Raw genomic sequence first — 24,830 nt, 5'->3', positions numbered from 1 at the left:
CGGCTCAGAACGCATTGACCAGTCCGATGACGCCCACGACGATGATGGCGATCGCGGAGATCCACAGCAGCACCGAGGTCGGCCGGCCGTCGCGGATGCGCGGGTCGGTCTGCGTCCGCGCGAGGTAGAGCGTCGCGATCGCCGCACCGATCAGGTAGACCGCGTTGAGGATGCCGGCGATGATCACCAGGGCCAGCGGGGAGGACACCGCCGTGCCCAGGAGGCCCCAGCCGATCGGCAGGATCACCATGATGACCCGCTGCCAGCGGTCGCGGGCGACCTGGTCCCGCCAGTCGTAGGCGCCGAAGATCGACAGCGTGTGCCCCACCTGGCGGCCGAGGCTGGGGACATTGGCGAGGATCGTCTTGAACAGGGCGAGTCCCGCACCGAGCAGGAAGAGGACCCCGCCCCAGGTGCCGACCGCGGAGTCGAAGATCGAGGAGATCGTGGTCATGACCTCGTTGCCCTCGGGGACGATCCCCTGGGGGTGCAGCACGGCGGCGCCGAGCATGTAGAAAGCGGCGGTGGAGGCGGTGTAGATCGCCCAGGACACCCACGCGTCGACCTTCATCACGGAGATCCAGCCGCGGGCGCGGGCGACCCAGCTCTCGGTGCCGTCGTTGGGTCCGGTCCAGCTCGCGTAGCCCTTCTCGACGACCCAGTAGGTGTAGGCGGTGGTCTCGCCGGCGCCCACGCCGGTCATCCCGAACATGGCCAGGGCGATGCCGGCCGATCCCAGGGCGATCTCGAAGCGCATGCCGTCGGCCACGTCGCCCAGGGTCCAGGCGAACTCGGTGCCGTGCAGGAGGAAGAGCATCACGACGGCGAAGACCGTCACCAGCAGCACCAGGACGGTGGAGATGTTCTCGACCACGGCGTAGCGGTTGGCGACGTGGATCGCGATCGCGACTACGACGAGGATGGCGACCCAGCTGCCGATCGACAGCATCGAGTAGGGCTCGGGGCCGATCGGGAACAAGGAGCTGAAGGCGAAGGCGGAGGCGCTGATGACCCCCGCCTGGCCGATGAAGAACTGCAGGAACATCAGCAGCACGAGCCAAGAGATCCACCCGCGCTTCGCGACGCGCGGTGGGACGTCGTCGTAGCCGTCCAGGGCGACGCGGCCGGTGGAGATCGACCATCGGGCCAGCTCGACCTGCACCCAGACCTTGAGGAAGGTGGAGACCAGTACGAGCCACAGCAGCATGAAGCCGACCTGCGCGCCGAGCGTGGTCGCGGTGAGCAGCTCGCCGGAGCCGACGACGGCTGCGGAGGTGATCATGCCGGGGCCGAGGAACTTCAGCTTGCCCCGGAAGCTGCGCGGCGGCTCGGTGGTCTGCGACCCGTCGACGACATAGGGGTCGACGTGGGCGGCGATGGTCGTGCGAGCGGGTGGGCTCGCGGCTGCGGCAGGACCGGACGGTGGTGCGGGCGTCGACATCGACGGGACTCCTCGGGGCCAGGACGGGGATGATCTCGTGCTGCGCGCTCCGACGGGCCGCGCTGCGCCGATGCCCGGCAACCTATCACATAGGTAGAGAGGTGAGCGGTCGGTGCGATGGCGACGAGCGGTCTGCGGCACCGGGTCCCCGTCCGCTCGAGGGTCTGGAAGCCGCGCCGGCCGATGATCGCCGCGAGCATCTCCATGTGCTTCACGCCGGCGTCGGTGCTGGACCGACGTCCCTGGCCGTGGTCCCTGGCCACCGGCCCGGTCCCGAGGTCGTGATCCGATCATCGCCGCCACGGATGCGCGGCGACGGGGCTGTCTGCCAAGATCGCACCATGACGACTTCCGATCGCGCCCAGCTCGCCGCCCTCATCGACCACACGCTCCTCAAGCCCGAGGCGACGCGGAACGACGTCACCGCGCTGCTGCGCGAGGCAGAGGACCTGGGCACCTACTCCGTGTGCATCTCCCCGTCGATGCTCCCGGTGCGGACCACCGTGAAGGTGGCGACCGTCTGCGGCTTCCCCTCCGGCCAGCACGCCGCGGCGATCAAGGCCGCAGAGGCCGCGGACTCCGTGGCCAAGGGCGCGGACGAGGTCGACATGGTCCTGAACGTGGGCCTCGCCCGAGCGGCTGCCTACGCGGACGTCGAGGACGAGATCCGGGCCGTGCGGGAGGCCGCCCCGGCGCCGGCGGTGCTGAAGGTGATCATCGAATCCGCCGCCCTGACCGACGAGGAGATCGTCGCGGTCTGCGAGGTCGCCGAGCGCGCGGGGGCCGACTTCGTGAAGACCTCCACCGGCTTCCACCCCGCCGGCGGCGCCACCGAGCACGCCGTGCAGCTCATGCGCCGCACCGTCGGCGACCGGCTCGGGGTGAAGGCCTCCGGCGGGATCCGCACCCGCGAGGCGGCCGAGGCGATGGTCGCCGCCGGGGCGAGCCGACTGGGGCTGTCCTCCTCGCGGGCGATCCTCGAGGGCGGCACCGGCAGCGGGTACTGACCTCGGCGGATCGCCCCGGCCCAGGTCCGCCGCGCCGGCCGGACTCCTCGGCGCCCGGCCGGCGCGGCGTCACCGAGGTCAGGCCCGCCCGAGCGCCTCGCGCAGCTCGCCCTGGAGCTGGTCCAGGCGCTCGCCGGAGCGCGCCCGCAGCCGCGTCATCTCCGTCGCGGACGTTCCCGCGGGAACGTGCTGGACCACCTCGAGGTAGCACTTCAGCTTCGGCTCCGTGCCCGAGGGTCGCACCACCACGCGCGTGTCCTCCGCGCTGAGCAGCAGCATGCCCTCGGTCGGCGGCAGCCCGGTGGTCGGGACCGATCCCTCGGAGAGGTCCTCGGTGGTGGTCACCGCGGAGCCCAGCAGCTGTGTCGGCGGGGTGGTGCGCAGCCGCCGCATCATCGCGGGGATCAGGGCGAGGTCCTCGACCCGGATCGACAGCTGCGAGGTCGCGAACAGGCCGTGCTCCGCGGCCAGCTCGTCGAGCCGAGCGATCAGCGTCGTCCCCTCGGCCCGCGCCAGCGCGGCCATCTCGGCGACCATGAGCGCAGCGGAGAGCCCGTCCTTGTCGCGCACCACCTCGGGCAGCACGCAGTAGCCGATCGCCTCCTCGTAGCCGTAGACGATGCCCGGTGCCCGCGTGATCCACTTGAAGCCGGTCAGGGTCGTGGCGGGCTCGAGACCCGCCTGCTGCGCGACCCGGCCCAGCCAGCGGCTGGAGACGATCGAGCGGGCGAGGACCCCGTGATACCCATGGCGGCGGATCAGGTGATCCCCCAGCAGCACGCCCAGCTCGTCGCCGGTCAGCATCCTCCAGTCGCTGAGGTGCTCGTCGCGCACGGCGGCCGCGCAGCGGTCGGCGTCGGGATCGTTGGCGATCACCACGTCGGCCTCGACCGTGCGGGCCAGGTCGAGGGCGAGATCGATCGCGCCCGGCTCCTCGGGGTTCGGGAAGGGGACCGTGGGGAAGTCCGGATCGGGATCGGCCTGCTTGGCCACCGTGTGCACCTCGGCGAAGCCGGTGCGGGCCAGCGCGGCCAGCGCCGTCTCGGTGCCGACGCCGTGCATCGCGGTGTGCACGATGCGCACCTGCCGCGGGCCGGCCGGGTCCGGCAGCGCACAGATCGCCGTGAGGTAGTCCTCGTGCAGCTGATCGCTCAGCAGCTCCCAGCCCGAGTCGGCGACGGGGATCGAGCTCGCCGGGCCGACGGCGGCGATGCGGGCGGCGATCCGTCCGTCCGACGGCGGCACGATCTGCACGCCGCGACCGGTCTCGTCGGCGGCGCGGCCGCCGAGGTAGACCTTGTACCCGTTGTCCGCGGGCGGGTTGTGACTGGCGGTGACCACGATGCCGGCGTCGGCCTCCAGATGCCGCACGGCGAACGCCACCAGGGGAGTGGGACCGTGGCGCGGGAACAGCCCGACCCGGCAGCCGGCCGAGGTCAGGATCGCCGCTGAGGCGCGGGCGAAGTCCCGGGAGTTGTACCGGGCGTCGTACCCGATCACGACCAGCGGCTCGACCAGGGACAGGTCCTCGAGCAGGTGGTCGGCCAGGCCGCGGGCCGCACGGGAGACGACCGCGAGGTTCATGCGGTTCGACCCCGGGCCCATTCGGCCGCGCAGACCGGCGGTGCCGAACTCCAGCTCGCCGGAGAACGCATCGGCGAGCTCCTCGATCGCCGGCTCACGCCCGGCCAGGGCCTGCTCGAGCAGGGAGGTCAGCGCCGCACGGGTCGCGGGGTCGGGGTCGTCCGCGAGCCAGGCCTCCGCGCGCTCGTGGAGGGCCGGATCCAGGGCGGTGGGAGCGGTGGGGTCGTCGTCGGGAGCCATCACGCCCGCCCGTCGGCCGCGGCCGACGGGGCGCCGCCGGTGATGCGGCGGACGGTCTCGGCCAGCAGCGCCGAGATCCGCGGCCCTGCGTCGCGGCCCGCCTCGAGGACCTCCTGATGGCTCAGCGCCTGGGCGCTGATGCCCGCCGCCAGGTTCGTCACCAGGGAGATGCCCAGCACGTCCATCCCGGCCTCGCGGGCGGCGATCGCCTCGAGGGCCGTGGACATGCCGACCAGGTGCGCACCGAGGGTCCGGGCCATCTGCACCTCCGCGGGGGTCTCGTACGTCGGCCCCCGGAACTGCATGTACACCCCCTCGTCGAGGCCGGGATCGACCTCGCGGGCGATGTCCCGCAGCGCTGGGGTGTACAGGTCGGTGAGGTCCACGAAGTTCGCTCCCTCCAGCGGCGTCGCCCCGGAGAAATTGATCTGGTCGGCGATCAGCACCGGGGTTCCCGGGGTCCACGAGGGGTCGATCCCGCCGCAGCCGTTGGTCAGCACCATGGTGCGGGCGCCGGTGGCCGCGGCCGTGCGGACGCCGTGCACCACCGCGTCCACGCCGGCCCCCTCGTAGAAGTGGGTGCGGGCACCCAGGACCAGAGCGCGGGCGCCGCTGCCGGCGACGCGGATCGAGCGGAGGGTGCCCACGTGGCCGGCGACCGCCGGGGGCCGGAACCCGGGGATCGTGGTGGCGTCGGCCTGCCAGACGGTCTCGCCGAGCAGGTCCGCGGCGCCGGCCCAGCCGGAGCCCAGCACCAGGGCGAGGTCATGGGAGGCGACGCCGCTGGCCTCGGCGATCGCGGCGGCGGCGTCGCGGGCGAGTAGGTACGGGTCGGAGGGGGTCTCAGTCATGGATCGAAGGTAACGCAGCCCGCCGCCTCCCCGCCGCAGAAACGGGCCCCGGCCTCGGCGCGGTGAGCCACAATGGAGGATGTGAGCGATCCCAGCACCGCCCTTTCGTCGGACCCCCACCGTGTCGCCGGTGCCGGTGACCGTTCGCGGGTGGTGATCATCGGCGGCGGTCCCGGCGGTTACGAGGCCGCGCTGACCGCGGCGCGCCAGGGAGCCGAGACCGTCCTGGTCGAGGAACGGGGCATCGGGGGCGCGGCCGTGCTCACCGACGTCGTCCCCTCCAAGACCCTCATCGCCACGGCCGACGTCCTCGACGTCGTCGGCACCTCCCGGCAGCTCGGGATCCGCGACGCCGAGGACGGCTCCGCCCCCGGGGCCGGCAGCCTGGACGTCGACCTCGGCGCGGTCAACGCCCGTGTCCAGCGTCTCGCCGCGGCACAGTCCGCGGACATCCGCGCGAGCCTGGTGGAGGCCGGGGTGCAGGTCGTCGACGGTCGCGGTCGCCTCGCCGGGGCCTCCGCCGTGGAGGTCCTCGACGGCGCGGGCGCGGTCAGCGAGTCCTTCGGGGCCGACGTGATCCTGCTGGCCGTCGGCGCCCGCCCGCGCGAGCTGGGGACCGCGCCCTGCGACGGGGAGCGGATCCTGAACTGGACGCAGGTGTACGCGCTGGAGAGCCTGCCCGAGCACCTGATCGTGGTCGGCTCCGGTGTGACCGGTGCGGAGTTCGCCAGCGCCTACCGGGCCCTGGGCAGCGAGGTCACCCTGGTCTCCTCCCGAGCGAAGGTGCTGCCCGGCACCGACGGGGACGCGGCCGACGTGCTCGAGGACGCCTTCGCCCGGCGCGGCGTGCACGTGCGATCCCGATCGCGAGCGGCCTCCGCGCGCCGGACGCAGGACGGCGTGATCGTCACCCTCACCTCGGGAGAGGAGATCGCCGGCAGCCATGCGCTGATGGCACTCGGCGGGATCCCCTGGACCTCCGATCTGGGTCTTGTGGAAGCAGGCGTGCGGGTCGAGGACAGCGGCCACATCGACACCGACAGGGTCTCGCGCACCTCGGTGCGCGGGATCTACGCCGCCGGTGACTGCACCGGGGTCTACCCGCTGGCCTCGGTCGCCGCGATGCAGGGGCGCATCGCCATGCACCACGCCCTGGGCGATGCCGTCTCCCCGCTGATCTCCGCGCAGGTCTCCTCGGCGATCTTCACCAGCCCGGAGATCGCCGTGGTCGGGGTGAGCGAGCAGGACGTGGCCGGCGGCGTCGTCGCCGGCGAGGTGCTCACCCTGCCGCTGGACACCAATCCCCGCGCGAAGATGCAAGGACTCTCCGAGGGCTTCGTGAAGCTCATCGTGCGCCCCGGGTCGCACACCGTGCTCGGCGCCGTGGTGGTCTCCCCGCGGGCCAGCGAGCTGATCCTGCCCTACACCCTGGCGGTCGCCCACCGTCTCACCGCGGACCAGGTCGCCGACACGTCCACCGTGTACCCCTCGCTGACCGGCTCCCTCGCGGAGGTCGCGCGCCGGGCGAGCATCACCGCGACCCGCTGACCGGCGCGGCCGGTCGGCCAGTCGGTCGTCAGCCCGTCGGCCCGCTCAGCCCGGCGCGATGCTCCCGAGCCGAGGATCCGGCACCGTTCAGTCGTCGATCTGGCAGAGCACGGCGCCCGCGGAGACGGTCGCGCCGATCTCGGCGGCCAGGTTCTTGACGATCCCGGAGCGGTGCGCCGTGATGGGCTGCTCCATCTTCATCGCCTCGAGGACGATTAGCAGGTCGCCGTCGGCCACGCTCTGGCCCTCCTCGGCGACGATCTTCACGATGGTCCCCTGCATGGGTGCCGTCACCGCGTTGCCCCCGGCGGCGGAATCGCCCACCCCGCGATGGCTGCGTTTGCGGCGCTGGTGCACCGGCTGCTGGGGCGCGCGCAGGGAGGCGGGGAGGCTGATCTCGACCCGGCGGCCGTCGACCTCGACCACGACGGCCTCGCGGTCCTCGGGCTCGTCGGGCTGGGCCGGCAGCGGGGCGGCCGGGAGATCGTTGTGGAACTCGGTCTCGATCCAGCGGGTGTGGACGGTGAAGGGCTCCTCCGGGCCGGCCGGTGCGAAGGCGGGGTCCTCGACCACGGCCCGATGGAAGGGCAGGACCGTCGGGAGGCCGTCGACGCGGAACTCGGCCAGCGCCCGACGGGAGCGCTCGAGGGCCTCCTGCCGCGTGGCCCCGGTGACCACGAGCTTGGCCAGCATGGAGTCGAAGGCGCCGGAGATCTCGTCTCCCGCGCGCACGCCCGACTCGATGCGCACACCGGGGCCGGAGGGCACGTCGTAGCGCTGGATCCGGCCCGGGGCGGGCATGAAGCCGCGGCCCGGGTCCTCACCGTTGATGCGGAACTCGAAGGAGTGCCCGCGCGAGACGGGATCCTCGGCGGAGATGGTCTCGCCGGCGGCGATGCGCAGCTGTTCGCGCACCAGGTCGACGCCGGCGACCTCCTCGGTCACGGGATGCTCGACCTGCAGGCGCGTGTTGACCTCGAGGAAGGAGATGGTGCCGTCGGCCCCGACGAGGAACTCGCAGGTACCGGCCCCGACGTATCCGGCCTCGCGCAGGATCGCCTTGGAGGAGGAGACCAGCTGCGCGTTCTGCTGGGAGGAGAGGAAGGGCGCGGGCGCCTCCTCGACCAGCTTCTGATGACGGCGCTGCAGGGAGCAGTCCCGGGTGGAGACCACCTGGACGGTGCCGTGCATGTCCGCGAGGCACTGGGTCTCCACGTGCCGGGGCGCGTCGAGGTAGCGCTCCACGAAGCACTCGCCGCGCCCGAAGGAGGCGACCGCCTCGCGCACGGCGGAGTCGAACAGCTCGCGGACCTCGGACTCCTCCCGGGCGACCTTCAGGCCGCGGCCACCGCCGCCGAAGGCGGCCTTGATCGCGATCGGCAGACCGTTGGTGCGGGCGAAGTCCACGACCTCGTCGGAGTTCTGGACGGGATCCTTGGTGCCGGCGACCAGCGGCGCGCCGGCCTTCTGGGCGATGTGGCGGGCCGAGACCTTGTCGCCGAGCTTCTCGATGGCCGACGGGGGCGGGCCGATCCAGGTCAGCCCGGCGTCGATGACCGCTTGGGCGAAATCGGCCCGCTCGGAGAGGAACCCGTAGCCGGGATGGATCGCGTCCGCCCCGGAGCGGTGGGCGATGTCCAGGATCTTGTCGACGACCAGGTAGGAGCTGGCGGCGGTGGTGCCGCCCAGGGCGTAGGCCTCGTCGGCGATCTGCGTGTGCAGCGCGTCGCGGTCCGGATCGGCGTACACGGCGACCGAGCGGAGCCCAGCATCCCGGCAGGCTCGGGCGACCCGCACCGCGATCTCCCCACGGTTGGCGATCAGCACCGTGGACAGGGGGCGGGGCTTGGAAGAGCGTGCGGGCATGGGCGAGGGTTCCTTCCGGGAGTCAGCAGAGGCCGAGTCTAGTACCGCACGGGCTCACACGGTCGCAGGTGACGACCCGGTGGCAGGGGAGTCGTCGGGGGCGGTGGGCAGCAGTGCGTCATCCCACAGCTCGTGGACGGCGATGCCGATCTCGCCGAGCATCCGTCGCAGCAGCGGCAGGGAGAGGCCGACGACGGCGTGCGGGTCGCCCTCGACACCCTCGAGGAACGGCCCGGCCACGCCGTCGAGGGTGAACCCTCCGGCGACGCCGAGGGGCTCGCCGGTGGCGACATAGGCGTCGATCTCCTCGTCGGTCACGTCCGCGAAGGTGACGCGGCAGCTGGCGGTGGCCCCGAAGGTCGCCGCCGTGCCGCCGTCGGCCTCGTCACGGTCATCGACCAGCCAATGCCCGGAGTGCAGGGTCGCCGTACGCCCGCGCATCGCCTGCCAGCCCCGGATTGCTCGTGCGGGCGTGTGGGGCTTGCCGATGGAGACGCCGTCGAGCTCGAGCATCGAGTCGCACCCGAGCACCACGTAGCCGCCCTCGCTGCGGGCGGTCGCGGCCAATGCCTTCTCCCGGGCCAGCAGCAGGACCTCCACCGCGGAGGTGAGGACATCCTCGGGGTCCCCGGAGGCGGCGGCGCGCTCGCGGGCGGTGGTGAGGATCGCCTCTTCGTCGAGGTCGACCGGCAGGGTGCCGTGCTCGATGCGGGCGGCGCGCAGGGTGGCGCGCCGGCCGGCCGAGGCGGAGGCGAGCAGCAGCAGCGGATCGTGCTCGAGCGGCCCGTCGGCGACGCCGTCCGGGGACGTCGCGGCGTGACGGTCGGTCATGACAGGGCTCCTTCGAGGACGGAGAGCGGCAGACTGCCCAGTTCGAGGGCACGGCGGTGGAAGTCGCGGGCCGGACCGGCGTCCCGCTCGCGCAGCTGCTCCCAGATGCGCTGGCCGATCTTGTAGGAGGGGGCCTGCCCGGGCCAGCCCAGGTAGCGGTGCAGCTCGAAGCGCTGCTCGGCCTCGGTGACGCCCCAGTGGACGCTCATGAAGTCCCAGGCCTTCTCGTAGCTCCATCCGCCACCGGCGGATCCGGCGATCCCCTCGGGCATCGGCAGGCCGACGTGCAGCCCGATGTCGAGCACGACGCGTCCGGCCCGGAGCCGCTGCGCATCGAGCATGCCGAGCCGGTCCCCGTCGTCGGCGAGGTAGCCGAGCTGATCCATGAGCCGCTCGGCGTACAGCGCCCAGCCCTCGCCGTGGCCGGAGACCCAGCACATCAGCGCACGCCAGCGGTTCAGGGTGCTCGCCTGCAGGGTCTGGGTGCCCACCTGAAGGTGATGGCCGGGAACGCCCTCGTGGTAGACGGTCGTGGTCTCCAGCCAGGTGCGGAACTCGGTGGTGGAGGCGGGGACGTCCCACCACATGCGGCCGGGCCGGGTGAGATCCTCACTGGGGCCGGTGTAGTAGATCCCGCCCGAACCGGTCCTCGCGATGCGGCACTCGAGACGATGCAGGGGCTCGGGGATGTCGAAGTGGGTACCGGCGAGGTCGTCGATCGCGCGGTCGCTGAGCTGCTGCATCCAGGCCTGCAGCTCGTCGGTGCCGTGCAGCACCCGGGCAGGGTCGCGGTCCAGGGCCTCCTTCGCGGCGGCGACGGAGCGACCTCCTCCGGTCCCGTAGCGCTCGTTGATCCGCTCGGCGACCTGTTCCTGCTCGGCGACCACGGAGCGCAGCTCCTCGATCCCCCAGGCGTAGGTCTCGTCGACGTCGATCTGCATCCCCAGGAAGGTGCGCGAGGCGAGGGAGTAGGCGTCCCTCCCCACCGCGTCCTCCGTCGGGGCGCGCTCGGCGAGGGACTCCAGCACCTCGGCGAGCTCGAGGTAGCCCTCCGCGGCGGTGCGGGACGCGGCGGCGACCCGACCCCGCTGCGTCTCGTCCCCGACGGCGTCGGCGGCGAAGGTGTCGAAGAAGCTGCCGGGGGCCGCGTAGCCGCGGGCCTGCTCCGCGCCGAGGTGCAGCTGGCGGCGAGAGGAGAGCACGCCATGGTCCGCGGCGTCGTGCAGCGACTCGGCCCAGCTGGACAGCGACCGGGGCAGGGCGGCCATCCGTTCGGCGATCACCTGCCAGTCCTCGGCGGTCGCGGTCGGCATCTGGTCCAGCGCGTCCCGGGACTGCAGGGGCGAGGCCAGGTTGTTGACGGTGGCGACGTCCAGACGCTGCTCGGCGAGCTCGATCTCCAGCCCCAGCCGCTCGCTCAGGGCGGCCCGGGTCACGACATCCGTCGCATCCTCGTCGGGAACCTCCGCGATCCGTCGCAGCAGAGAGCGGGCGGCATCGGTGCGCTCGGCGGACGCGGCCGGGGAGAAATCGGTGACGTCGCCGTCGTGGCCGGGGATGCCGAGCTCGGTGGCCAGGAACGGGTCCAGGCGGACGCTGAGGTCGACGTGCTCGTCGGCGAGGCGGTCCAGGGCGGTGGAGGCCCGGACAGGACCGGGGAAGGGGGGCTCGGACATGGGGCGAGTGTAGTGGGCACCGACCGAGCCCCGGGCCGAGGTCGCCGCGCCCGTGTCGCGAGGCACGGGACGGCTCAGCGGTCGGAGAACTGCCAGGCCGCGGCGGAGGCGTGGTGGCGCAGGGCGTGCGAGCGCGGATGGCTGTGCACGGGGTCGCTCCAGGCGCCCGGTCCGCCGACGCGCCCCTCTGCCAGGGCCCGTTCGTCCGCCTCCAGGCGACTGGTCACGCTCATCGCCGAGACGACGACGGCGATCGCCGCCAGCTCGTCGGCGGCCAGACTGCCCCGGACCAGACGGACGTCGGCGTGGGGCGCGACCGGCTGCTCGGAGGATGGATCCTGCTCGCTCACAGCGGGATGTTCCCGTGCTTCTTGGTGGGCAGGGAGTCGCGCTTGGTGCGCAGCGCCCGCAGCGCCCGCGCGATCTCGAGGCGGGTCTCGGCCGGGCGGATCACACCGTCGATCCAACCGCGCTCGGCGGCGGTGTACGGGGTGGCGAACTGCTCCTCGTACTCCGTCTCCAGCGCCGTGCGCTCGGCCGCGACGTCCCCGCCCTCCTCCTGCACGGTGCGCAGGTGCTGACGGTGCAGGATGCTGACCGCTCCCTGCGAGCCCATCACGGCGATCTGTGCCGTGGGCCAGGCGAGGTTGATGTCCGCCCCGAGGTCCTTCGAGCCCATCACGATGTACGCGCCGCCGTAGGCCTTGCGGGTGATGACCGTGACCAGCGGGACGGTGGCCTCCGCGTAGGCGTACAGCAGCTTCGCGCCGCGCCGGATGATGCCGCCGAACTCCTGGTCGGTGCCGGGCAGGAAGCCGGGCACGTCCACGAAGGTCAGCACCGGGATGTTGAACGCGTCGCACAGGCGCACGAACCGCGCCGCCTTCTCGGAGGCGTCGATGTCCAGGGTGCCGGCCAGGTGCGAGGGCTGATTGGCGATGATGCCCACGCTGTAGCCCTCCACGCGCCCGAACCCGACCAGGATGGACTGGGCGAACAATGGCTGGACCTCGAGGAACTCCTCGTCGTCCAGGACCGTGCGCAGCACCGTGAGCATGTCGTAGGGCTGGTTCGGGGAGTCCGGGATGAGGGCGTCCAGCGCGGTGTCCTGCGGCGTGGGCGTCTCCTCGAAGCGCACCGGGAAGGACGGCGCCGGACTGAGGGTGTTGGCCGGCAGGTAGCTGAGGAGGTCCTTGACGTACTCGATGGCCTCGTCCTCGTCGGGGGCCATGTAGTGCGCCACCCCCGAGCGAGAGGAATGCGTGCGGGCCCCGCCGAGCTCCTCGAAGCCGACGTCCTCCCCGGTCACGGTCCGGATCACATCGGGGCCCGTGATGAACATGTGCGAGGTCTTCTCGACCATCACGATGAAGTCGGAGAGGGCTGGGGAGTACACGGCGCCGCCGGCCGCCGGGCCCATGATCATGGCGATCTGCGGGACCACGCCCGAGGCGCGGGTGTTGCGCCGCATGATGCCCGCGAAGGCGGCCAGCGAGGCCACTCCCTCCTGGATGCGGGCGCCGCCGCCGTCGAGGATGCCGATGACCGGCACCCCCGTGGTCAGGGCGAGGTCCTGGATCTTCTGGATCTTTCGTCCGTGCGCCTCCCCGAGGGAACCGCCGAAGACCGTGAAGTCCTGGGCGTAGACGCACACCTGGCGGCCGTCGATGGTGCCGTGGCCGGTGACGATGCCGTCGCCGTCGGGCCGCTTGGCGTCGATGCCGAAGCTGCGGGCCTGATGGCGCACGAAGCGGTCGGTCTCGACGAAGGATCCGTCGTCCAGCAGATCGGCGATGCGCTCGCGGGCCGTCTTCTTGCCCCGGGCGTGCTGCTTCTGGACGGCGACCTCGTCGGCGGCGGAGACCACGGCGGCGTCGCGCTCGCGGAGGTCCTCGAGTCGCTGGGCGGTGGTGAGCGGCCGCGGGGCGTCGGTCACGGAGCCTCCTGCTGCGGCCCGTGGGGCCGCCATCAATCCGGGGAGATGAACACCGGGATACTACGCTACGAACAGTCGACGAGGGGTGTCGGCGACCGGTACGGACCGGGCGCGCACCCCGTCTCGTCGGGCATGTCTCCGACCAGGTCGATCCCGTGTGAGAGTCGTCATCAGGACGACAGGAAGGGGCGTGAGGACAGTGGACCGTTCCGATGCCGACTCCGCCGTCGATCCCGACTCCGATGTCGACCCCGCCGTCGACCCCGGCTCCGATGCCGCCCCCGACCCCGGGGCGCTCCCGACCCCCGTGATCCATCGGCGGACGCGGGTGCACTCGACGCAGGACGAGGCGGCGCGGCTGCTGGGCGCAGGGCTCGATGCGCCGTTCGCGGTCGCCACCGGCGAGCAGACCGCCGGCCGCGGTCGGCTGGGCCGACGCTTCGCGAGCCCGGCCGGCGGCAATGTGTACCTGACCTACGTCCACCGCACCTCTCTCCCCCCGCAGCGGCGCACCTGGATCCCGTTGGTGGCGGGACTCGCCGCGCTCGGGGCCGTCACGGAGGCGGTCGGGGCACAGGGCCCGGATCTGGGTCTGAAATGGCCCAATGACCTCCACGTCGCCGACGGCCGGAAGCTGGGCGGGATCCTGGTCGAGGGGCGGGGGAGCGACGTCGTGCTGATCGGCATCGGACTGAACGTGCGCGGACCGGTCCCTGACGGGGACGGCGCGGAGGTCCCGGGCGCCGCCTGGCTGCTCGGGGACGGCGGGATCCGCCGCCGGGGCGGCGGTCGCGGGGAGGCGGCCGACGGGGAGGCGGCCGATGCCGAGGGGGTGCGCCGACGGATCGAGCAGCACCTCGTGGACGCGCTCGCCGCCGAACTGGGGGCGCTGGAGTCCACCACGGGGGACGCGGAGGCGGCCGGATCCGCGCACCGTTACACTATGACGTGCCTCACACTCGGGCAGTCGGTGCGGGTCGATCCGCTGGGATCGGTCGGTGCGGGCGGAGCACGGTCTCCCTCGCTGCACGGGATCGCCCGGGCCGTAGACGGGCACGGTCGCCTGGTGGTGGACCTCGAGACCGGGGGCCGCCGGGCCGTGGACGTCGGCGACGTGAGACATGTGAGGCCGGGCGGACCCGCTCGGCTCGCGACGGGCGCCGCGGGCGGCGCTGGACAGGAGGAGCACGGCACGTGACGGGCGGAACCGAAGACCTGGAGCACACGACCACCTCCGCGGGGCCATCCCCGTCGGAGCCGGCGAGCGTGCCCCCGGAGCAGTCCCCCGATCTCGTGCAGACGTCGCTCGACGACCAGGAGATCCTCGACCTCAACCGTCGCTTCGCCGAGGTGCGCCGCAGCGTCGGCGCGCTCGAGAAGGTGCTGCTGCAGGGCCCGCGCAAGTTCTCGCGTCGGGATCTCGCCGAGCAGCAGGACATCCCGGAGCGGCTGGCCGCCGTGTACTGGCGCTCGCTGGGCTTCAGCCCGGTCGACGAGGACACGGTGGTGTTCACCGAGGAGGACGCCTACTCGATCGGTGACCTCTCGGCGATCGTCGAGGAGGGGGTGCTCTCCGAGCGGGCCTTCGCCAGCATCACCCGCGGGCTGGGCTTCCACATGGGACGGCTGGCCATGTGGATCACCGAGGCGCTGGTCGACGAGGCCAAGCACGCCGACGGGGCCGACGACGCCGAGGCCCGCCAGCAGATGCTCGACTCGATCCCCGAGCTGCTCGAGACCCTCGAGTCCCAGGTCATGTTCGCCTTCCGTCGGCAGCTCGCGGCCTATGCCGCGCGGGCCGGCTCCGAGGTGCTCCACCGCGACACCGACGAGCTGTTCCCCCTGCAGCGGGCCGTCGGCTTCGCGGACCTGGTGCAGTTCACCCGATTGGCCCAGGACCTCTCCGGCAGCGAGCTCGCCGACGTCGTCGGTCGTTTCGAGGCGGTGAGCCGCGACGTCATCTCCGTCGGCGGCGGCCGCGTGGTCAAGACCGTCGGCGACGAGATCATGTTCCTGGCGGACACGCCCGAGGACGGCGCGCAGATCGCCGTCAGCCTCGCCGAGGTCATCACGGCGGACTCCCGGCTGCCCCCGATCCGGGTGGGCATGTCCTGGGGATCGATGTTCTCCCGGTACGGTGACGTCTTCGGGCCCAAGGTCAACCTCGCCGCCCGGATGGAGTCCGTGGCCCGGCCGGGAGCGGTCATGGTCGATGCCGAGACCGCCGAGTCCGTCACCCAGGCGCTGCCGGGAGGCTTCGCCCTCAGCGAGGGCGAGGACGTGGAGCTCCACGGCATCGGGACGGTGCAGGTCAAGGCGATGCGTCGCGACCGCTCGGCACCGCTGGACCTGGGTCTGTGAGGACGGGGCCGCGCGCCCCGTCATCCGCTGCGACATAGGATGGATTGCGTGACACGACTGCTTCTCGTCGAGGACGACTCGGCCATCGCTGAACCTCTCTCCCGCGCCCTGGACCGCGAGGGGTACACCGTCACGCGCGCCTCGCGCGGGATGGATGCGCTCGCGATCGCGGCCGGAGGGGACCCGATCGACGTCGTGATCCTCGATCTCGGACTGCCCGATCTGGACGGCCTCGAGGTCGCCCGCCGTCTGCGCAAGGGCGGCCTCGAATCGCCGATCCTGATCCTCACCGCCCGGGCCGACGAGGTCGATGCGGTGGTCGGGCTCGACGCCGGCGCCGACGACTACGTCACCAAGCCCTTCCGCCTCGGCGAGCTGCAGGCCCGCATCCGGGCCCTGATGCGGCGCACCCAGGCGGTGGAGGAGACCGGCGACGCCTTCGACGTCAACGGCGTGACGCTCGACGTGTCCGCCCGCCGCGCCTACGTCGACGGCGAGGAGCTGAGCCTGTCGGCCAAGGAGTACGACCTGCTGACCGTGCTGGTGCGCGAGTCCGGCAGCGTCGTCACCCGCGACGACCTCATGCGCGAGGTCTGGGGCGCCGAGTGGTGGGGCTCGACCAAGACCCTCGACATGCACGTCTCCTGGCTGCGCCGGAAGCTCGGCGACGACGCCACCAACCCGCGCCGGATCACGACGGTCCGCGGCGTCGGCTTCCGCTTCGAGACCGGAGCGGAGAGCTGACGGGTGTGGCAACGCGTCCTGCAGGCCACGATCATCACCGTGGTCCTGGCGGTGCTGCTGCTGGGCATCCCGCTGGGCTGGTCCTGGCTGCAGCTGGCCAAGCAGAGGCTCTCCGACGAGGCGAGCGACATCCTCGACGACGTGCGGGTCGCGACCGACGCACGGCTGAGTGAGGGCAGGCCCCTGGACGAGGCCCTGCTGCAGGGCATCGTCGACGAGCAGACCGATCTGAACATCGCCATCTCGGTGACCACGCGCGAGGACGACACGATCACGGCGGGTGATCCTCCTGGGGACGACCCGCTCGAGGTCCGCGTTCGCGGATCCGAGCAGCAGGACATCGTGGTGTCCGTCCCGCAGTCCGACGTGCGCGCGCACACCGCCAGCGCCTGGGTGATCATCGTGGTCGCCGGCCTCTCCGCGCTCTCCGTGGGCGCGTCCGTGGCCCTGTGGCAGGCCCAACGGATCTCGATGCCGCTGGCCCGGCTGAACCGGCGCGCGGAGGAGATGGGCTCCGGGCGCGCCCGCGGCCCGTGGAGTCCCTCGGGGATCAGTGAGATCGACGACGTCGCCGAGGAGCTGATCCGCTCGGGCGCGATGCTGACCGAGCGCCTGGAGGCGGAGAGCCAGCTCGCGTCCAACGCCTCGCATCAGCTGCGCACCCCGCTGACCGCCTTGTCCATGCGGCTGGACGAGATCCTCGCGACCAGCTCCGAGGAGTGGGTGCGCGAGGAGGCGCGCATCTCCCTGGAGCAGATCGACCGCCTCACCGAGGTGGTCCACGACCTCATCAACGCGCCGCGCTCCTCGCAGAACCGCACGCCCGGCGTGGTCGAGCTGCGCTCCGTGCTGACCCAGCAGAGCGAGGAGTGGTCGCCGGCCTACCGCCGCGCCCACCGCGAGCTGCGCATCCAGGTGCCGCGCAGCGCCGCCGTCTGGGGATCGACCGGTCCGCTCACCCAGGTCGTGGCCACCCTGCTCGAGAACGCCCTGACGCACGGCGACGGCCGCACCACGGTGAAGGTGCGCCGCAACGAGCACTCCACGGTGGTGGAGGTGACCGATGAGGGCGGCGGCATCGACCCCGAGCTCGGCACGCGCATCTTCGAGCGCTCCATCTCCGGGCGCAGCTCCTCGGGCACCGGCGTCGGCCTGGCCCTGGCCCGCACCCTGGTCGAGGACGATGGGGGACGTCTCGAGCTCCTCACCGAGACCCCCCCGACCTTCGGTGTGTTCCTCATCTCCGCCCCCGGGGAGGACGTGGTGGATCCGGAGGTCGTCGAGGACCCTCCGAGCGGGGCCGGCGACGATCTCGAGAGCCTCCCGCAGGGGTCCGTGGTCCGGCGCCGCCCGCGCTCACGGGCCTGAGGCTCGTACACTGACCGCCGTGTCGACCACCCCGCAGCCCTCCGCTCCCTCTCCCGCTGCCGATCCGCCCCGTGGGGCCCGCCGGGTCGGCATCGTCGGCGCCGGTCAGCTGGCCCGCATGATGCTGGGCCCCGCCATCGAGCTGGGCCTGACCACACCGGTGCTCGCCACGGACGCCGGCGAGAGCGCCGCCGCCGTGGCCGGCCAGATGCGCCTGGGCCGGCACGACGACGAGCACGCCGTGCGCGCCCTCGCCGCCGACGTCGAGGTGATCACCTTCGACCATGAGCACGTGCCCGCCGAGATCCTCGAGGCGGTCCGGTCCGAGGGTCTGGCCGCGGTGCGACCGGGCCCCGCAGCCCTCGCCCACGCCCAGGACAAGCTGGTCATGCGCGAGCGCCTGACGGCGCTCGGCCACCCCTGCCCGCGATGGTGGCGGGTCGGCTCCCGCGAGGACCTCGCCGAGGCGCTCGCGGCGACCGCGGGACGCCTCGTGGTCAAGACCCCGCGGGGCGGCTACGACGCCCACGGCGTCCGCATCATCGACGGCCCGGACCAGGCCGACGACTGGCTGTCCGCGCACGGGGAGCTGCTCGCCGAGGAGCTCGTCCCCTTCGCCCGGGAGCTCTCCGCGCAGGTCGCCCGCCGGCCCGGGGGAGAGGCGGTCGCCTACCCCGTCGTGCAGTCGCTCCAGAAGGACGGCGTCTGCTACGAGGTCGTCGCCCCCGCCCCCGGCCTCGACGACGACGCCCAGCAGCGCATCCAGGCCCTCGCCCTCGCGGTCGCCGAGGATCTCGGCGTGGTCGGGATGCTCGCCGTCGAGCTGTTCGAGACCGCCGACGGCGCGGTCAGCGTCAACGAGCTCGCGATGCGCCCCCACAACACGGGCCACTGGTCCATGGACGGAGCCGTGACCGGACAGTTCGAGCAGCACCTGCGCGCCGTCGCCGACCTCCCGCTGGGCTCGACCGCGCCTCGCGGCCCCGTCGCCGTGATGGTCAATCTGCTCGGCGGTGCCGCCGAGGACCTCGCCCCCGGCGCCCACGCCGCCCAGGCCGCCGATCCGGAGCTGAAGATCCACCTGTACGGCAAGGCGGTCCGTCCCGGCCGCAAGATCGGCCACGTCACCCTGGTGGGAGAGGACGCCGCGGACCTGCTCGCGCGAGCCCACCGCGCCGAGCGCCAGATCATCGACGGGCCCGCCACCGCGGGTGCCACGGGCCCGAACACCTCTACCACGGGTGCCACGGGCGCGGACACCTCTGGCCCGGGTGCCACCACCCCTGACGCCTCGCCCGCGCATCCCACCTCTGCAGGCCCCTCGAAGGAGATCCGATGACCGAGACCGCGCCCCGACCCCAGGTCGGCATCGTCATGGGATCCGACTCCGACCACCCGGTCATGAGGGCCGCTGAGGAGGTGCTCGCCGAGTTCGGCATCGAGGTCGAGGTCGACGTCGTCTCCGCCCACCGCATGCCCGAGGACATGATCACCTGGGGGCGCTCCGCCGCCGAGCGCGGCCTGCGCGTCGTCATCGCCGGCGCCGGCGGTGCGGCCCACCTGCCCGGCATGCTCGCCGCCCTCACCCCGCTGCCCGTGATCGGCGTGCCGGTGCCGCTGAAGCACCTGGACGGCATGGACTCGCTGCTCTCGATCGTCCAGATGCCCGCCGGGGTGCCGGTGGCGACCGTCTCCATCGGCGGGGCCCGCAACGCCGGGCTGCTGGCCGCCCGGATCCTCGCGGCAGGGGGCGATGAGCAGGCGGCCCGACTGCGCGAGCGCATGGTCGCCTTCCAGAACGAGCTGCGGGAGATCGCCGTGGCCAAGGGAGAGTCCCTCCGCGCCCAGCGCTGAGGCAGCCGCCCATGGACGCCTCGCCCGCCGTCCGGACGGGCCGGATCGCCTGGCTGGACCTCGCACGGGCGATCTCGATCCTGCTGGTGGTTCTCTACCACGTGGCGGTCTCGGCCGGACCCGAGCTGCTCGGCGGCAGCGACTCGCCGGCGGCCCGGTGGTGGAACAGGGCGAACGTCGCTCTGATCCCGCTGCGGATGCCTCTGTTCTTCCTCATCGCCGGTGCCCTGGCGACCCGCGCCATCCGGCGCCCCTGGCGGGCCGTGCTGCGCCCCCGGGTGCTCGATCTGCTGTGGCCGTACCTGCTGTGGTGCCTGCTGTTCGCCGTCACCGGCTGGCCCCGCTACGCTCCGGCCGACCCCGGAGGATTCCTGCTCGGCGAGGTCACCGGCATGCTCGTGATCGGCTCCCCGTACTGGTTCATCGCCGTGCTCCCGATCTTCTTCGCCCTCGCGCGGTTGGGCCGGGACCGGCCGACGGCGACGGTCGCCCTTGCGCTGGCGACCTATCTCCTGGCCCCGGTCCTGCACGCGGGGATGCTCGCCGCCGGCGCGGACGGCGACCTCACCTACGGCGTCTTCCAGCTCACCGACAATGCCCTGTGGTACCTCCTCGGCACCGCGCTGCACGGTCCGCTGCTGACGCTCGGGGCCCGGATCCGCGCCGTCCCGGGACTGCTCGCGGGCACGGGCCTGCTGCTCGTCTTCGCCGTGCTCGCCGATGCCGTCCTGCGCAGCGACGCCTCGCTGGCCGTGGTGCGGCTGATCGAGCTCGCGGCCTCGCTGACCGGTCTGGGTGCGGCCGTCGCCCTGGTGCCGCTTCTGGCCCGCTGGGGCGCGACGGTGCGCCTCGGCTCCTACCTCGGCAGCCGCACCCTGGTGATCTACCTCGTCCACCCGGTGCTGCTGAACGTCGGCGTGGTGGCGTGGATCCTGCTCGGGGTCGACGACCATCTCCCGGCGCCGGCCCGGCAGCTGCTGGTCATCCCGGCCGTCACGGCGCTCGCCGTGCTCGGCTCCCTCTGCCTGGACCGGTCGATCGAGCGGTGGGGCCCGGCCTGGCTGCTCGCGGCGCCCGGTGCGCCACCCGCCGCCGGTTCGCCCGCCGCCGGCCCGACCGCCGCAGCGCCGCGCGCGGCCGCACCGCCCACCAGCGATGAGACTCCCGACCCGGCGGCACGCCGGTGCGACCTTCCCGATCCGTCACGGTATCGTCGGAGGCATGAGTGACACACCCGCGTACCGGGTCGCACCCGGGGCCGACATCTCGCAGGACGCGACCATCGGGGACGGCAGCTCGATCTGGCATCTCGCCCAGGTGCGGGAGGGGGCCCACCTCGGCGCGCACTGCGTCGTCGGCCGCGGAGCCTACATCGGCAGCGGGGTGCGGATGGGCGCCGGCTGCAAGATCCAGAACTACGCCCTGGTGTACGAGCCGGCCGAGCTCGCCGAGGGCGTCTTCGTCGGCCCCGCGGCGGTGTTCACCAACGACCACTTCCCGCGCGCCGTCGCTCCCGACCTCACCCCCAAGACCGCCTCTGACTGGGACGCCGTCGGTGTGACCTGCGAGACCGGTGCATCGATCGGCGCCCGCGCCGTCTGCGTGGCGCCGGTGACGATCGGGGCCTGGGCGATGGTCGCCGCCGGTGCCACGGTGGTCAAGGACGTGCCGCCGCACGCCCTCGTCGCCGGGGTCCCCGCCCGCCGCCTGGGTTGGGTGGGCCGGGCCGGGCAGAAGCTCACCCCCGCCGCCGACGGCACCGACGCCTGGGTGTGTCCCACCACCGGCGAGTGGTACGTCCCCGACGACTCCACCGGCGGGCTGCTGCTCGCCTCCTCACCGCAGGCCGGCGCCCCGCGCCCGGCCGAGCTCCTCGATCCCGACGAACAGGATGGAACGTCCGCATGAACAGTGAACGAACGATGATCCCTCCGGCGAAGCCGATCATCGGGCAGGAGGAGCGGGACGCGGTCGATCGTGTGCTGGTCTCGGGCATGGTGGCGCAGGGGCCGGAGGTCGCGGCGTTCGAGCAGGAGTTCTCGAGTGCTCTGGCCGGGGGGCGCGAGGTCGTGGCCGTGAACTCGGGGACCTCGGGTCAGCATCTGGGGATGCTGGGCCTGGGTCTGGGTGCGGGGGATGAGGTGATCGTGCCGTCGTTCACCTTCGCGGCGACCGCGAACACCGTAGCGGTGTGCGGGGCCACGCCGGTGTTCGTGGATGTGGATCCGGAGACGTTCACGATCGATCCGGCCGCGATCGAGGCGGCGATCACGCCGCGGACCGTGGGGATCCAGCCGGTGCATCTGTACGGGCACCCGGCGCCGATGGATCGGATCTGCGCGATCGCTGCGGAGCACGGGTTGTGGGTGTTCGAGGATGCGGCGCAGGCGCACGGGGCGAGGTGGCAGGGGGCGCAGGTGGGCACCTTCGGTCAGGGCGGGATGTTCTCGCTGTATCCGACGAAGAACATGACCTCGGGGGAGGGTGGCATGGTCTCCTGCGGCTCGGGGGAGCTGGCGCGGCAGGTGCGGCTGCTGCGGAACCAGGGGATGGAGACGCAGTACGCGAACGAGGTCGCGGGCTTCAACAACCGCATGACCGATATCCATGCGGCGATCGGTCGGGTCCAGCTGGGCAAGCTGTCGGCGTGGACCGTGACGCGGCAGGCGAACGCGGCGTTCTTCGATGCGCACCTGGAGGGCGTGGTGACGCCGGTGGTGCGTGAGGAGGCCACGCATGTGTATCACCAGTACACGATCCGGATCGAGGGGGCCTCGGCCGCGGAGCGGGATGCGTTCGCGGCCGCGCTGCGGCAGGAGCATCAGGTGGGCTGCGGGGTGTACTACCCCACGCCGGTCCATCGGTTGGCGACGTTCGCCACGGAGGTCGATCTGCCGGTGACGGAGAAGCTGGCGGCCGAGGTGCTCTCGCTGCCGGTGCACCCCTCGCTCACGGACGCGGATCGTGACCGCGTCGTCCGTGCCGTCAACACCGTCGCTGCCGCAGGAGCATGACCATGCATGAGCAGAAGAACCTCCGGGCCGGGCTGATCGGGCTCGGGATGATGGGGCGTCACCATGCCCGCAACCTGCAGGCGCTGGAGGGCGTGGACCTGGTGGCGGTGGCCGATGCCTACGGGGATCCCCACGGGGCGGCTCCGGGCTTCGACGTGTTGCCGGATGTTGAGGCGCTGATCGCGGCGGGCATCGACTACGCGGTGGTGGCGGTGCCCACGCAGTTCCACCGGGACGTGGCGATGCGGCTGGCCGCGGCGGGGGTGCACTGCATCGTGGAGAAGCCGCTGGCCTTCGACATCCACGAGGCCGAGGAGATCACCGCGGCCTTCGAGGAGTCGGGGCTGGTCGGTGCGGTCGGGTACATCGAGCGGTACAACCCGGCGCTGCAGGAGATGCGCCGGCGCATCGCCGACGGGCAGCTGGGAGAGATCTACCAGATCGTCACCCGGCGCCAGGGCGGGTTCCCGGCACGGATCGCGGACGTCGGCGTGGTCAAGGACCTCGCCACCCACGACCTCGACCTCACCGCCTGGGTGGCCCAGTCACCGTTCGCCGACGTGGCCGCGACCTCGACCCGGCGCAGCGGCCGCCGCGACGAGGACATGGTCTCGATCACCGGCCGGCTGGAGGACGGGACGATCACCAATCACCTGGTGAACTGGCTGTCGCCGTTCAAGGAGCGCGTGACCGTGGTGACGGGGGAGAAGGGCGCCCTGATCGCCGATACCGTCAACGCGGACCTCACCTTCCACACCAACGCCGAGGCGACCACCAACCTCTGGGAATCGATGGCATCCTTCCGCGGGGTCAGCGAGGGCGACTCGATCACCTACTCGATCCAGCGTCGGGAGCCGCTGGCCACCGAGCACGAGGCGTTCCGCGACGCGATCGGTGGCGACGCCTCGAACATCGTCACCATGCGCGAGGGCCTGCACACCGTCCGCACCGTCGAGGCCGTGCTGGAATCCGCCGGGAACCGCAGCGTCGTCCACCTGGACGGGTCCGCGCCCGGTGATTGACCTCTCCCGACTCCTCGAGCGCGCGATCCGCGTCGGATCGCGGATCGCGCGCCGCCTGCCCGGGGCCGTCGGGGGGATGGGCATCTACTTCTCGGCGCAGCACCGCCTGGCCGACGACCCCGACCGCACCGATTGGCACGCGGACGTCGACGCCCTGCTGGCCCTCGCCGATCGCAGCCTGGCCCGCGGCAGGATCTCTGCGAGCCTGCGCTGGTACGACAAAGCCCTGCGCATCTGCTACGATCCCTCGCTGCACCAGGCCGGCAGCTCACCGCTGGCCGCCGATCCTGCGGCGTTCCTGCGACCGCTCCAGGACTCGGCCACGGGAACGATCATGCTGCGGAGCGTCGCGCCCGACGCCACCGTGCCCGAGCGGCCCGCGCCCCGCCCCTTGGAGCCGGTCGACACCACCACCCGCCTGCTGGTCATCGCCCAGGAGAACTGGACGTTCATCCGCCCGATCATCGCTGCCCTGCGTGCGACCGGACGGTTCGAGGTCCACGAGATCGAGGTCGACGGGCTCGCCGAGGCCGGCTTCCCGGATCGCGATCGGATCCTGCGCGGACGCTACGACCTCGTCACGACCGGTGAGCGGATGCCGACCCCGCCCGAGATGGCCGAGGAGTTCGAGTGGGCCGACGTGGTCCTGGTGGAGTGGAGCCATCACGTGCTGACCTGGGTCACGCTCCTGGACCGGGCGCCGCGCGCGCTCATGGCCCGACTGCACCGCTTCGAGGCCTTCACCCCCTTCGCCCTGCTGCACGACCACGCGCGCATCGACCGGATGCTGTACGTCTCGCCTCCCGTGTGGAACCTGGCACGGATCGCTGCCCCCGGATTCGTCGACGTCGACGCCGTGCAGGTGGGGAACCTGCTCGCGCGCGGACTCGGCCCGGATCCCGGCACGGATCACGATCCGCGTCTGCTGGTCCAGGTCGGCTGGCGGCGCGAGGTCAAGGACGTGCTGTTCACCCTCGAGGTCCTCACCCGGCTGCGTGCGCACGATACGACCTACCGCCTGCGCCTGATCGGCCCCGGTCCGCCCGCCTCCGCATCCCGGGACAGCACCTACCACCGCCGGGTGCGCGCCCGCCTGGCCGCGCTGGGGCCCGAGGCGGTCGAGCAGCTCGGCCGCCGCGAGGACGTGCCGGAGCTGCTCGCCGGATCCGGGATCATCGTGTCCTCCTCGCGCCACGAGGGCACCCACGAGGCCGTCATGGAGGGCCTGGCCGCAGGATGCCCCGCCGTCATCCGAGACTGGCCGGACGCCGCGGACTACGGCGGACCGGCCACGCTGTACACCCGTGACTGGGTCGTGGCCGACGTCGACGCCGCCGTGCAGCGCGTGCTCGACCTCGCCGCCCCCGAGCGCTATGCGGCGGCCGCCCGGGAGGCCCGGGACTTCGCTCTCACACATCGGGACCCGGAGACGCTGGTCGCCGTCTACGAGCAGGCGCTGACGTCGGACCCCGCCCCGGCATGAGCAG

General features: G+C 72.6%; 21 protein-coding genes. 13 read left to right on the top strand and 8 right to left on the bottom strand.

Annotation, left to right across the window (positions count from 1 at the left end):
• Positions 1–4: 4 nt before the first annotated feature.
• Positions 5–1,441, bottom strand: a complete 1,437-nt coding sequence (locus tag BH708_RS06870; protein WP_076807644.1) for an Nramp family divalent metal transporter — start codon at positions 1,439–1,441, stop codon at positions 5–7.
• 341 nt (positions 1,442–1,782) lie between these two features.
• Between BH708_RS06870 and deoC the strand changes: the two genes are divergently transcribed.
• The gene (gene deoC / locus BH708_RS06865; protein ID WP_076807643.1) at positions 1,783–2,448 is read left to right on the top strand and encodes a deoxyribose-phosphate aldolase; all 666 of its coding nucleotides are present in this window, start codon (positions 1,783–1,785) and stop codon (positions 2,446–2,448) included.
• A 78-nt stretch (positions 2,449–2,526) separates the two neighbouring features.
• Here the strand turns inward: deoC and BH708_RS06860 are convergent, their stop codons facing one another.
• Positions 2,527–4,272 (bottom strand): phospho-sugar mutase, encoded by a 1,746-nt coding sequence (locus BH708_RS06860; protein WP_083713345.1) that lies wholly within the window; start codon positions 4,270–4,272, stop codon positions 2,527–2,529.
• Complete coding sequence (locus BH708_RS06855; protein WP_076807641.1) at positions 4,272–5,123, bottom strand: purine-nucleoside phosphorylase; 852 nt, start codon at positions 5,121–5,123, stop codon at positions 4,272–4,274. Before BH708_RS06855 ends, BH708_RS06860 begins: the two co-directional genes overlap by 1 nt.
• Positions 5,124–5,204: 81 nt before the next feature.
• Here BH708_RS06855 and BH708_RS06850 point away from each other — a divergent pair, with 81 nt between their 5' ends.
• A complete protein-coding gene (locus tag BH708_RS06850) occupies positions 5,205–6,671 on the top strand; it encodes an NAD(P)H-quinone dehydrogenase (RefSeq protein WP_253705500.1) in 1,467 nt (488 codons plus the stop codon).
• Positions 6,672–6,758: 87 nt separating this feature from the next.
• Here the strand turns inward: BH708_RS06850 and BH708_RS06845 are convergent, their stop codons facing one another.
• The 5 genes from BH708_RS06845 to BH708_RS06825 all read right to left on the bottom strand — a co-directional run bounded on the left by BH708_RS06845 (position 6,759) and on the right by BH708_RS06825 (position 12,980).
• A complete protein-coding gene (locus tag BH708_RS06845; RefSeq protein ID WP_076807639.1) occupies positions 6,759–8,537 on the bottom strand; it encodes a biotin carboxylase N-terminal domain-containing protein in 1,779 nt (592 codons plus the stop codon).
• A 54-nt stretch (positions 8,538–8,591) separates the two neighbouring features.
• Positions 8,592–9,368 (bottom strand): nucleoside triphosphate pyrophosphatase, encoded by a 777-nt coding sequence (locus BH708_RS06840; protein ID WP_076807637.1) that lies wholly within the window; start codon positions 9,366–9,368, stop codon positions 8,592–8,594.
• Positions 9,365–11,044, bottom strand: a complete 1,680-nt coding sequence (locus BH708_RS06835) for a DUF885 domain-containing protein (RefSeq protein WP_076810910.1) — start codon at positions 11,042–11,044, stop codon at positions 9,365–9,367. The genes BH708_RS06840 and BH708_RS06835 overlap by 4 nt, the downstream gene beginning before the upstream one ends.
• 74 nt (positions 11,045–11,118) lie before the next feature.
• Positions 11,119–11,394 carry a hypothetical protein gene (locus tag BH708_RS06830; RefSeq protein WP_076807636.1) on the bottom strand — a complete coding sequence of 92 codons (276 nt, stop codon included), beginning with the start codon at positions 11,392–11,394 and terminating at the stop codon, positions 11,119–11,121.
• Complete coding sequence (locus tag BH708_RS06825) at positions 11,391–12,980, bottom strand: acyl-CoA carboxylase subunit beta (RefSeq protein ID WP_076807634.1); 1,590 nt, start codon at positions 12,978–12,980, stop codon at positions 11,391–11,393. Before BH708_RS06825 ends, BH708_RS06830 begins: the two co-directional genes overlap by 4 nt.
• A gap of 190 nt (positions 12,981–13,170) precedes the next feature.
• Here BH708_RS06825 and BH708_RS06820 point away from each other — a divergent pair, with 190 nt between their 5' ends.
• The 11 genes from BH708_RS06820 (at position 13,171) to BH708_RS06770 (ending at position 24,826) form a co-directional block, all read left to right on the top strand.
• A complete protein-coding gene (locus BH708_RS06820; protein WP_253705499.1) occupies positions 13,171–14,178 on the top strand; it encodes a biotin--[acetyl-CoA-carboxylase] ligase in 1,008 nt (335 codons plus the stop codon).
• Positions 14,175–15,341 (top strand): adenylate/guanylate cyclase domain-containing protein, encoded by a 1,167-nt coding sequence (locus BH708_RS06815; protein ID WP_076807631.1) that lies wholly within the window; start codon positions 14,175–14,177, stop codon positions 15,339–15,341. Before BH708_RS06820 ends, BH708_RS06815 begins: the two co-directional genes overlap by 4 nt.
• A 48-nt stretch (positions 15,342–15,389) precedes the next feature.
• Positions 15,390–16,085: a response regulator transcription factor gene (locus BH708_RS06810; protein WP_076807629.1), complete on the top strand. Its 696-nt coding sequence runs from the start codon at positions 15,390–15,392 to the stop codon at positions 16,083–16,085.
• A gap of 3 nt (positions 16,086–16,088) precedes the next feature.
• Entirely contained in the window at positions 16,089–17,453 is a 1,365-nt protein-coding gene (locus BH708_RS06805; protein ID WP_076807627.1) for an ATP-binding protein, read from the top strand.
• 118 nt (positions 17,454–17,571) lie between these two features.
• Positions 17,572–18,792, top strand: coding sequence for a 5-(carboxyamino)imidazole ribonucleotide synthase (locus BH708_RS06800; RefSeq protein WP_253705559.1), 1,221 nt, complete (start codon positions 17,572–17,574; stop codon positions 18,790–18,792).
• Positions 18,789–19,307, top strand: coding sequence for a 5-(carboxyamino)imidazole ribonucleotide mutase (gene purE, locus BH708_RS06795; protein ID WP_076807624.1), 519 nt, complete (start codon positions 18,789–18,791; stop codon positions 19,305–19,307). The genes BH708_RS06800 and purE overlap by 4 nt, the downstream gene beginning before the upstream one ends.
• 11 nt (positions 19,308–19,318) lie before the next feature.
• The gene (locus tag BH708_RS06790; protein WP_076807622.1) at positions 19,319–20,536 is read left to right on the top strand and encodes an acyltransferase; all 1,218 of its coding nucleotides are present in this window, start codon (positions 19,319–19,321) and stop codon (positions 20,534–20,536) included.
• Positions 20,529–21,215 carry an acyltransferase gene (locus BH708_RS06785; RefSeq protein ID WP_076807621.1) on the top strand — a complete coding sequence of 229 codons (687 nt, stop codon included), beginning with the start codon at positions 20,529–20,531 and terminating at the stop codon, positions 21,213–21,215. The genes BH708_RS06790 and BH708_RS06785 overlap by 8 nt, the downstream gene beginning before the upstream one ends.
• Positions 21,212–22,321 carry a DegT/DnrJ/EryC1/StrS aminotransferase family protein gene (locus BH708_RS06780; protein WP_076807619.1) on the top strand — a complete coding sequence of 370 codons (1,110 nt, stop codon included), beginning with the start codon at positions 21,212–21,214 and terminating at the stop codon, positions 22,319–22,321. Before BH708_RS06785 ends, BH708_RS06780 begins: the two co-directional genes overlap by 4 nt.
• Before the next feature lie 2 nt (positions 22,322–22,323).
• A complete protein-coding gene (locus tag BH708_RS06775; RefSeq protein WP_076807617.1) occupies positions 22,324–23,343 on the top strand; it encodes a Gfo/Idh/MocA family protein in 1,020 nt (339 codons plus the stop codon).
• Positions 23,336–24,826 (top strand): glycosyltransferase, encoded by a 1,491-nt coding sequence (locus tag BH708_RS06770; RefSeq protein ID WP_076807616.1) that lies wholly within the window; start codon positions 23,336–23,338, stop codon positions 24,824–24,826. Before BH708_RS06775 ends, BH708_RS06770 begins: the two co-directional genes overlap by 8 nt.
• Positions 24,827–24,830: the final 4 nt, after the last annotated feature.

This window comes from Brachybacterium sp. P6-10-X1 (assembly GCF_001969445.1).
In the GTDB taxonomy this organism is placed as follows: Bacteria; Actinomycetota; Actinomycetes; order Actinomycetales; family Dermabacteraceae; genus Brachybacterium.
This window is presented reverse-complemented; position numbering and strand designations above follow the sequence as displayed.

Coding starts and splice junctions, on each gene's coding strand:
- BH708_RS06870 (WP_076807644.1), bottom strand. CDS start 1,441: ATGTCGACGCCCGCACCACCGTCCGGTCCTGCCGCAGCCGCGAGCCCA.
- deoC (WP_076807643.1), top strand. CDS start 1,783: ATGACGACTTCCGATCGCGCCCAGCTCGCCGCCCTCATCGACCACACG.
- BH708_RS06860 (WP_083713345.1), bottom strand. CDS start 4,272: ATGGCTCCCGACGACGACCCCACCGCTCCCACCGCCCTGGATCCGGCC.
- BH708_RS06855 (WP_076807641.1), bottom strand. CDS start 5,123: ATGACTGAGACCCCCTCCGACCCGTACCTACTCGCCCGCGACGCCGCC.
- BH708_RS06845 (WP_076807639.1), bottom strand. CDS start 8,537: ATGCCCGCACGCTCTTCCAAGCCCCGCCCCCTGTCCACGGTGCTGATC.
- BH708_RS06840 (WP_076807637.1), bottom strand. CDS start 9,368: ATGACCGACCGTCACGCCGCGACGTCCCCGGACGGCGTCGCCGACGGG.
- BH708_RS06835 (WP_076810910.1), bottom strand. CDS start 11,044: ATGTCCGAGCCCCCCTTCCCCGGTCCTGTCCGGGCCTCCACCGCCCTG.
- BH708_RS06800 (WP_253705559.1), top strand. CDS start 17,572: ATGATGCTGGGCCCCGCCATCGAGCTGGGCCTGACCACACCGGTGCTC.
- purE (WP_076807624.1), top strand. CDS start 18,789: ATGACCGAGACCGCGCCCCGACCCCAGGTCGGCATCGTCATGGGATCC.
- BH708_RS06790 (WP_076807622.1), top strand. CDS start 19,319: ATGGACGCCTCGCCCGCCGTCCGGACGGGCCGGATCGCCTGGCTGGAC.
- BH708_RS06785 (WP_076807621.1), top strand. CDS start 20,529: ATGAGTGACACACCCGCGTACCGGGTCGCACCCGGGGCCGACATCTCG.
- BH708_RS06780 (WP_076807619.1), top strand. CDS start 21,212: ATGAACAGTGAACGAACGATGATCCCTCCGGCGAAGCCGATCATCGGG.
- BH708_RS06775 (WP_076807617.1), top strand. CDS start 22,324: ATGCATGAGCAGAAGAACCTCCGGGCCGGGCTGATCGGGCTCGGGATG.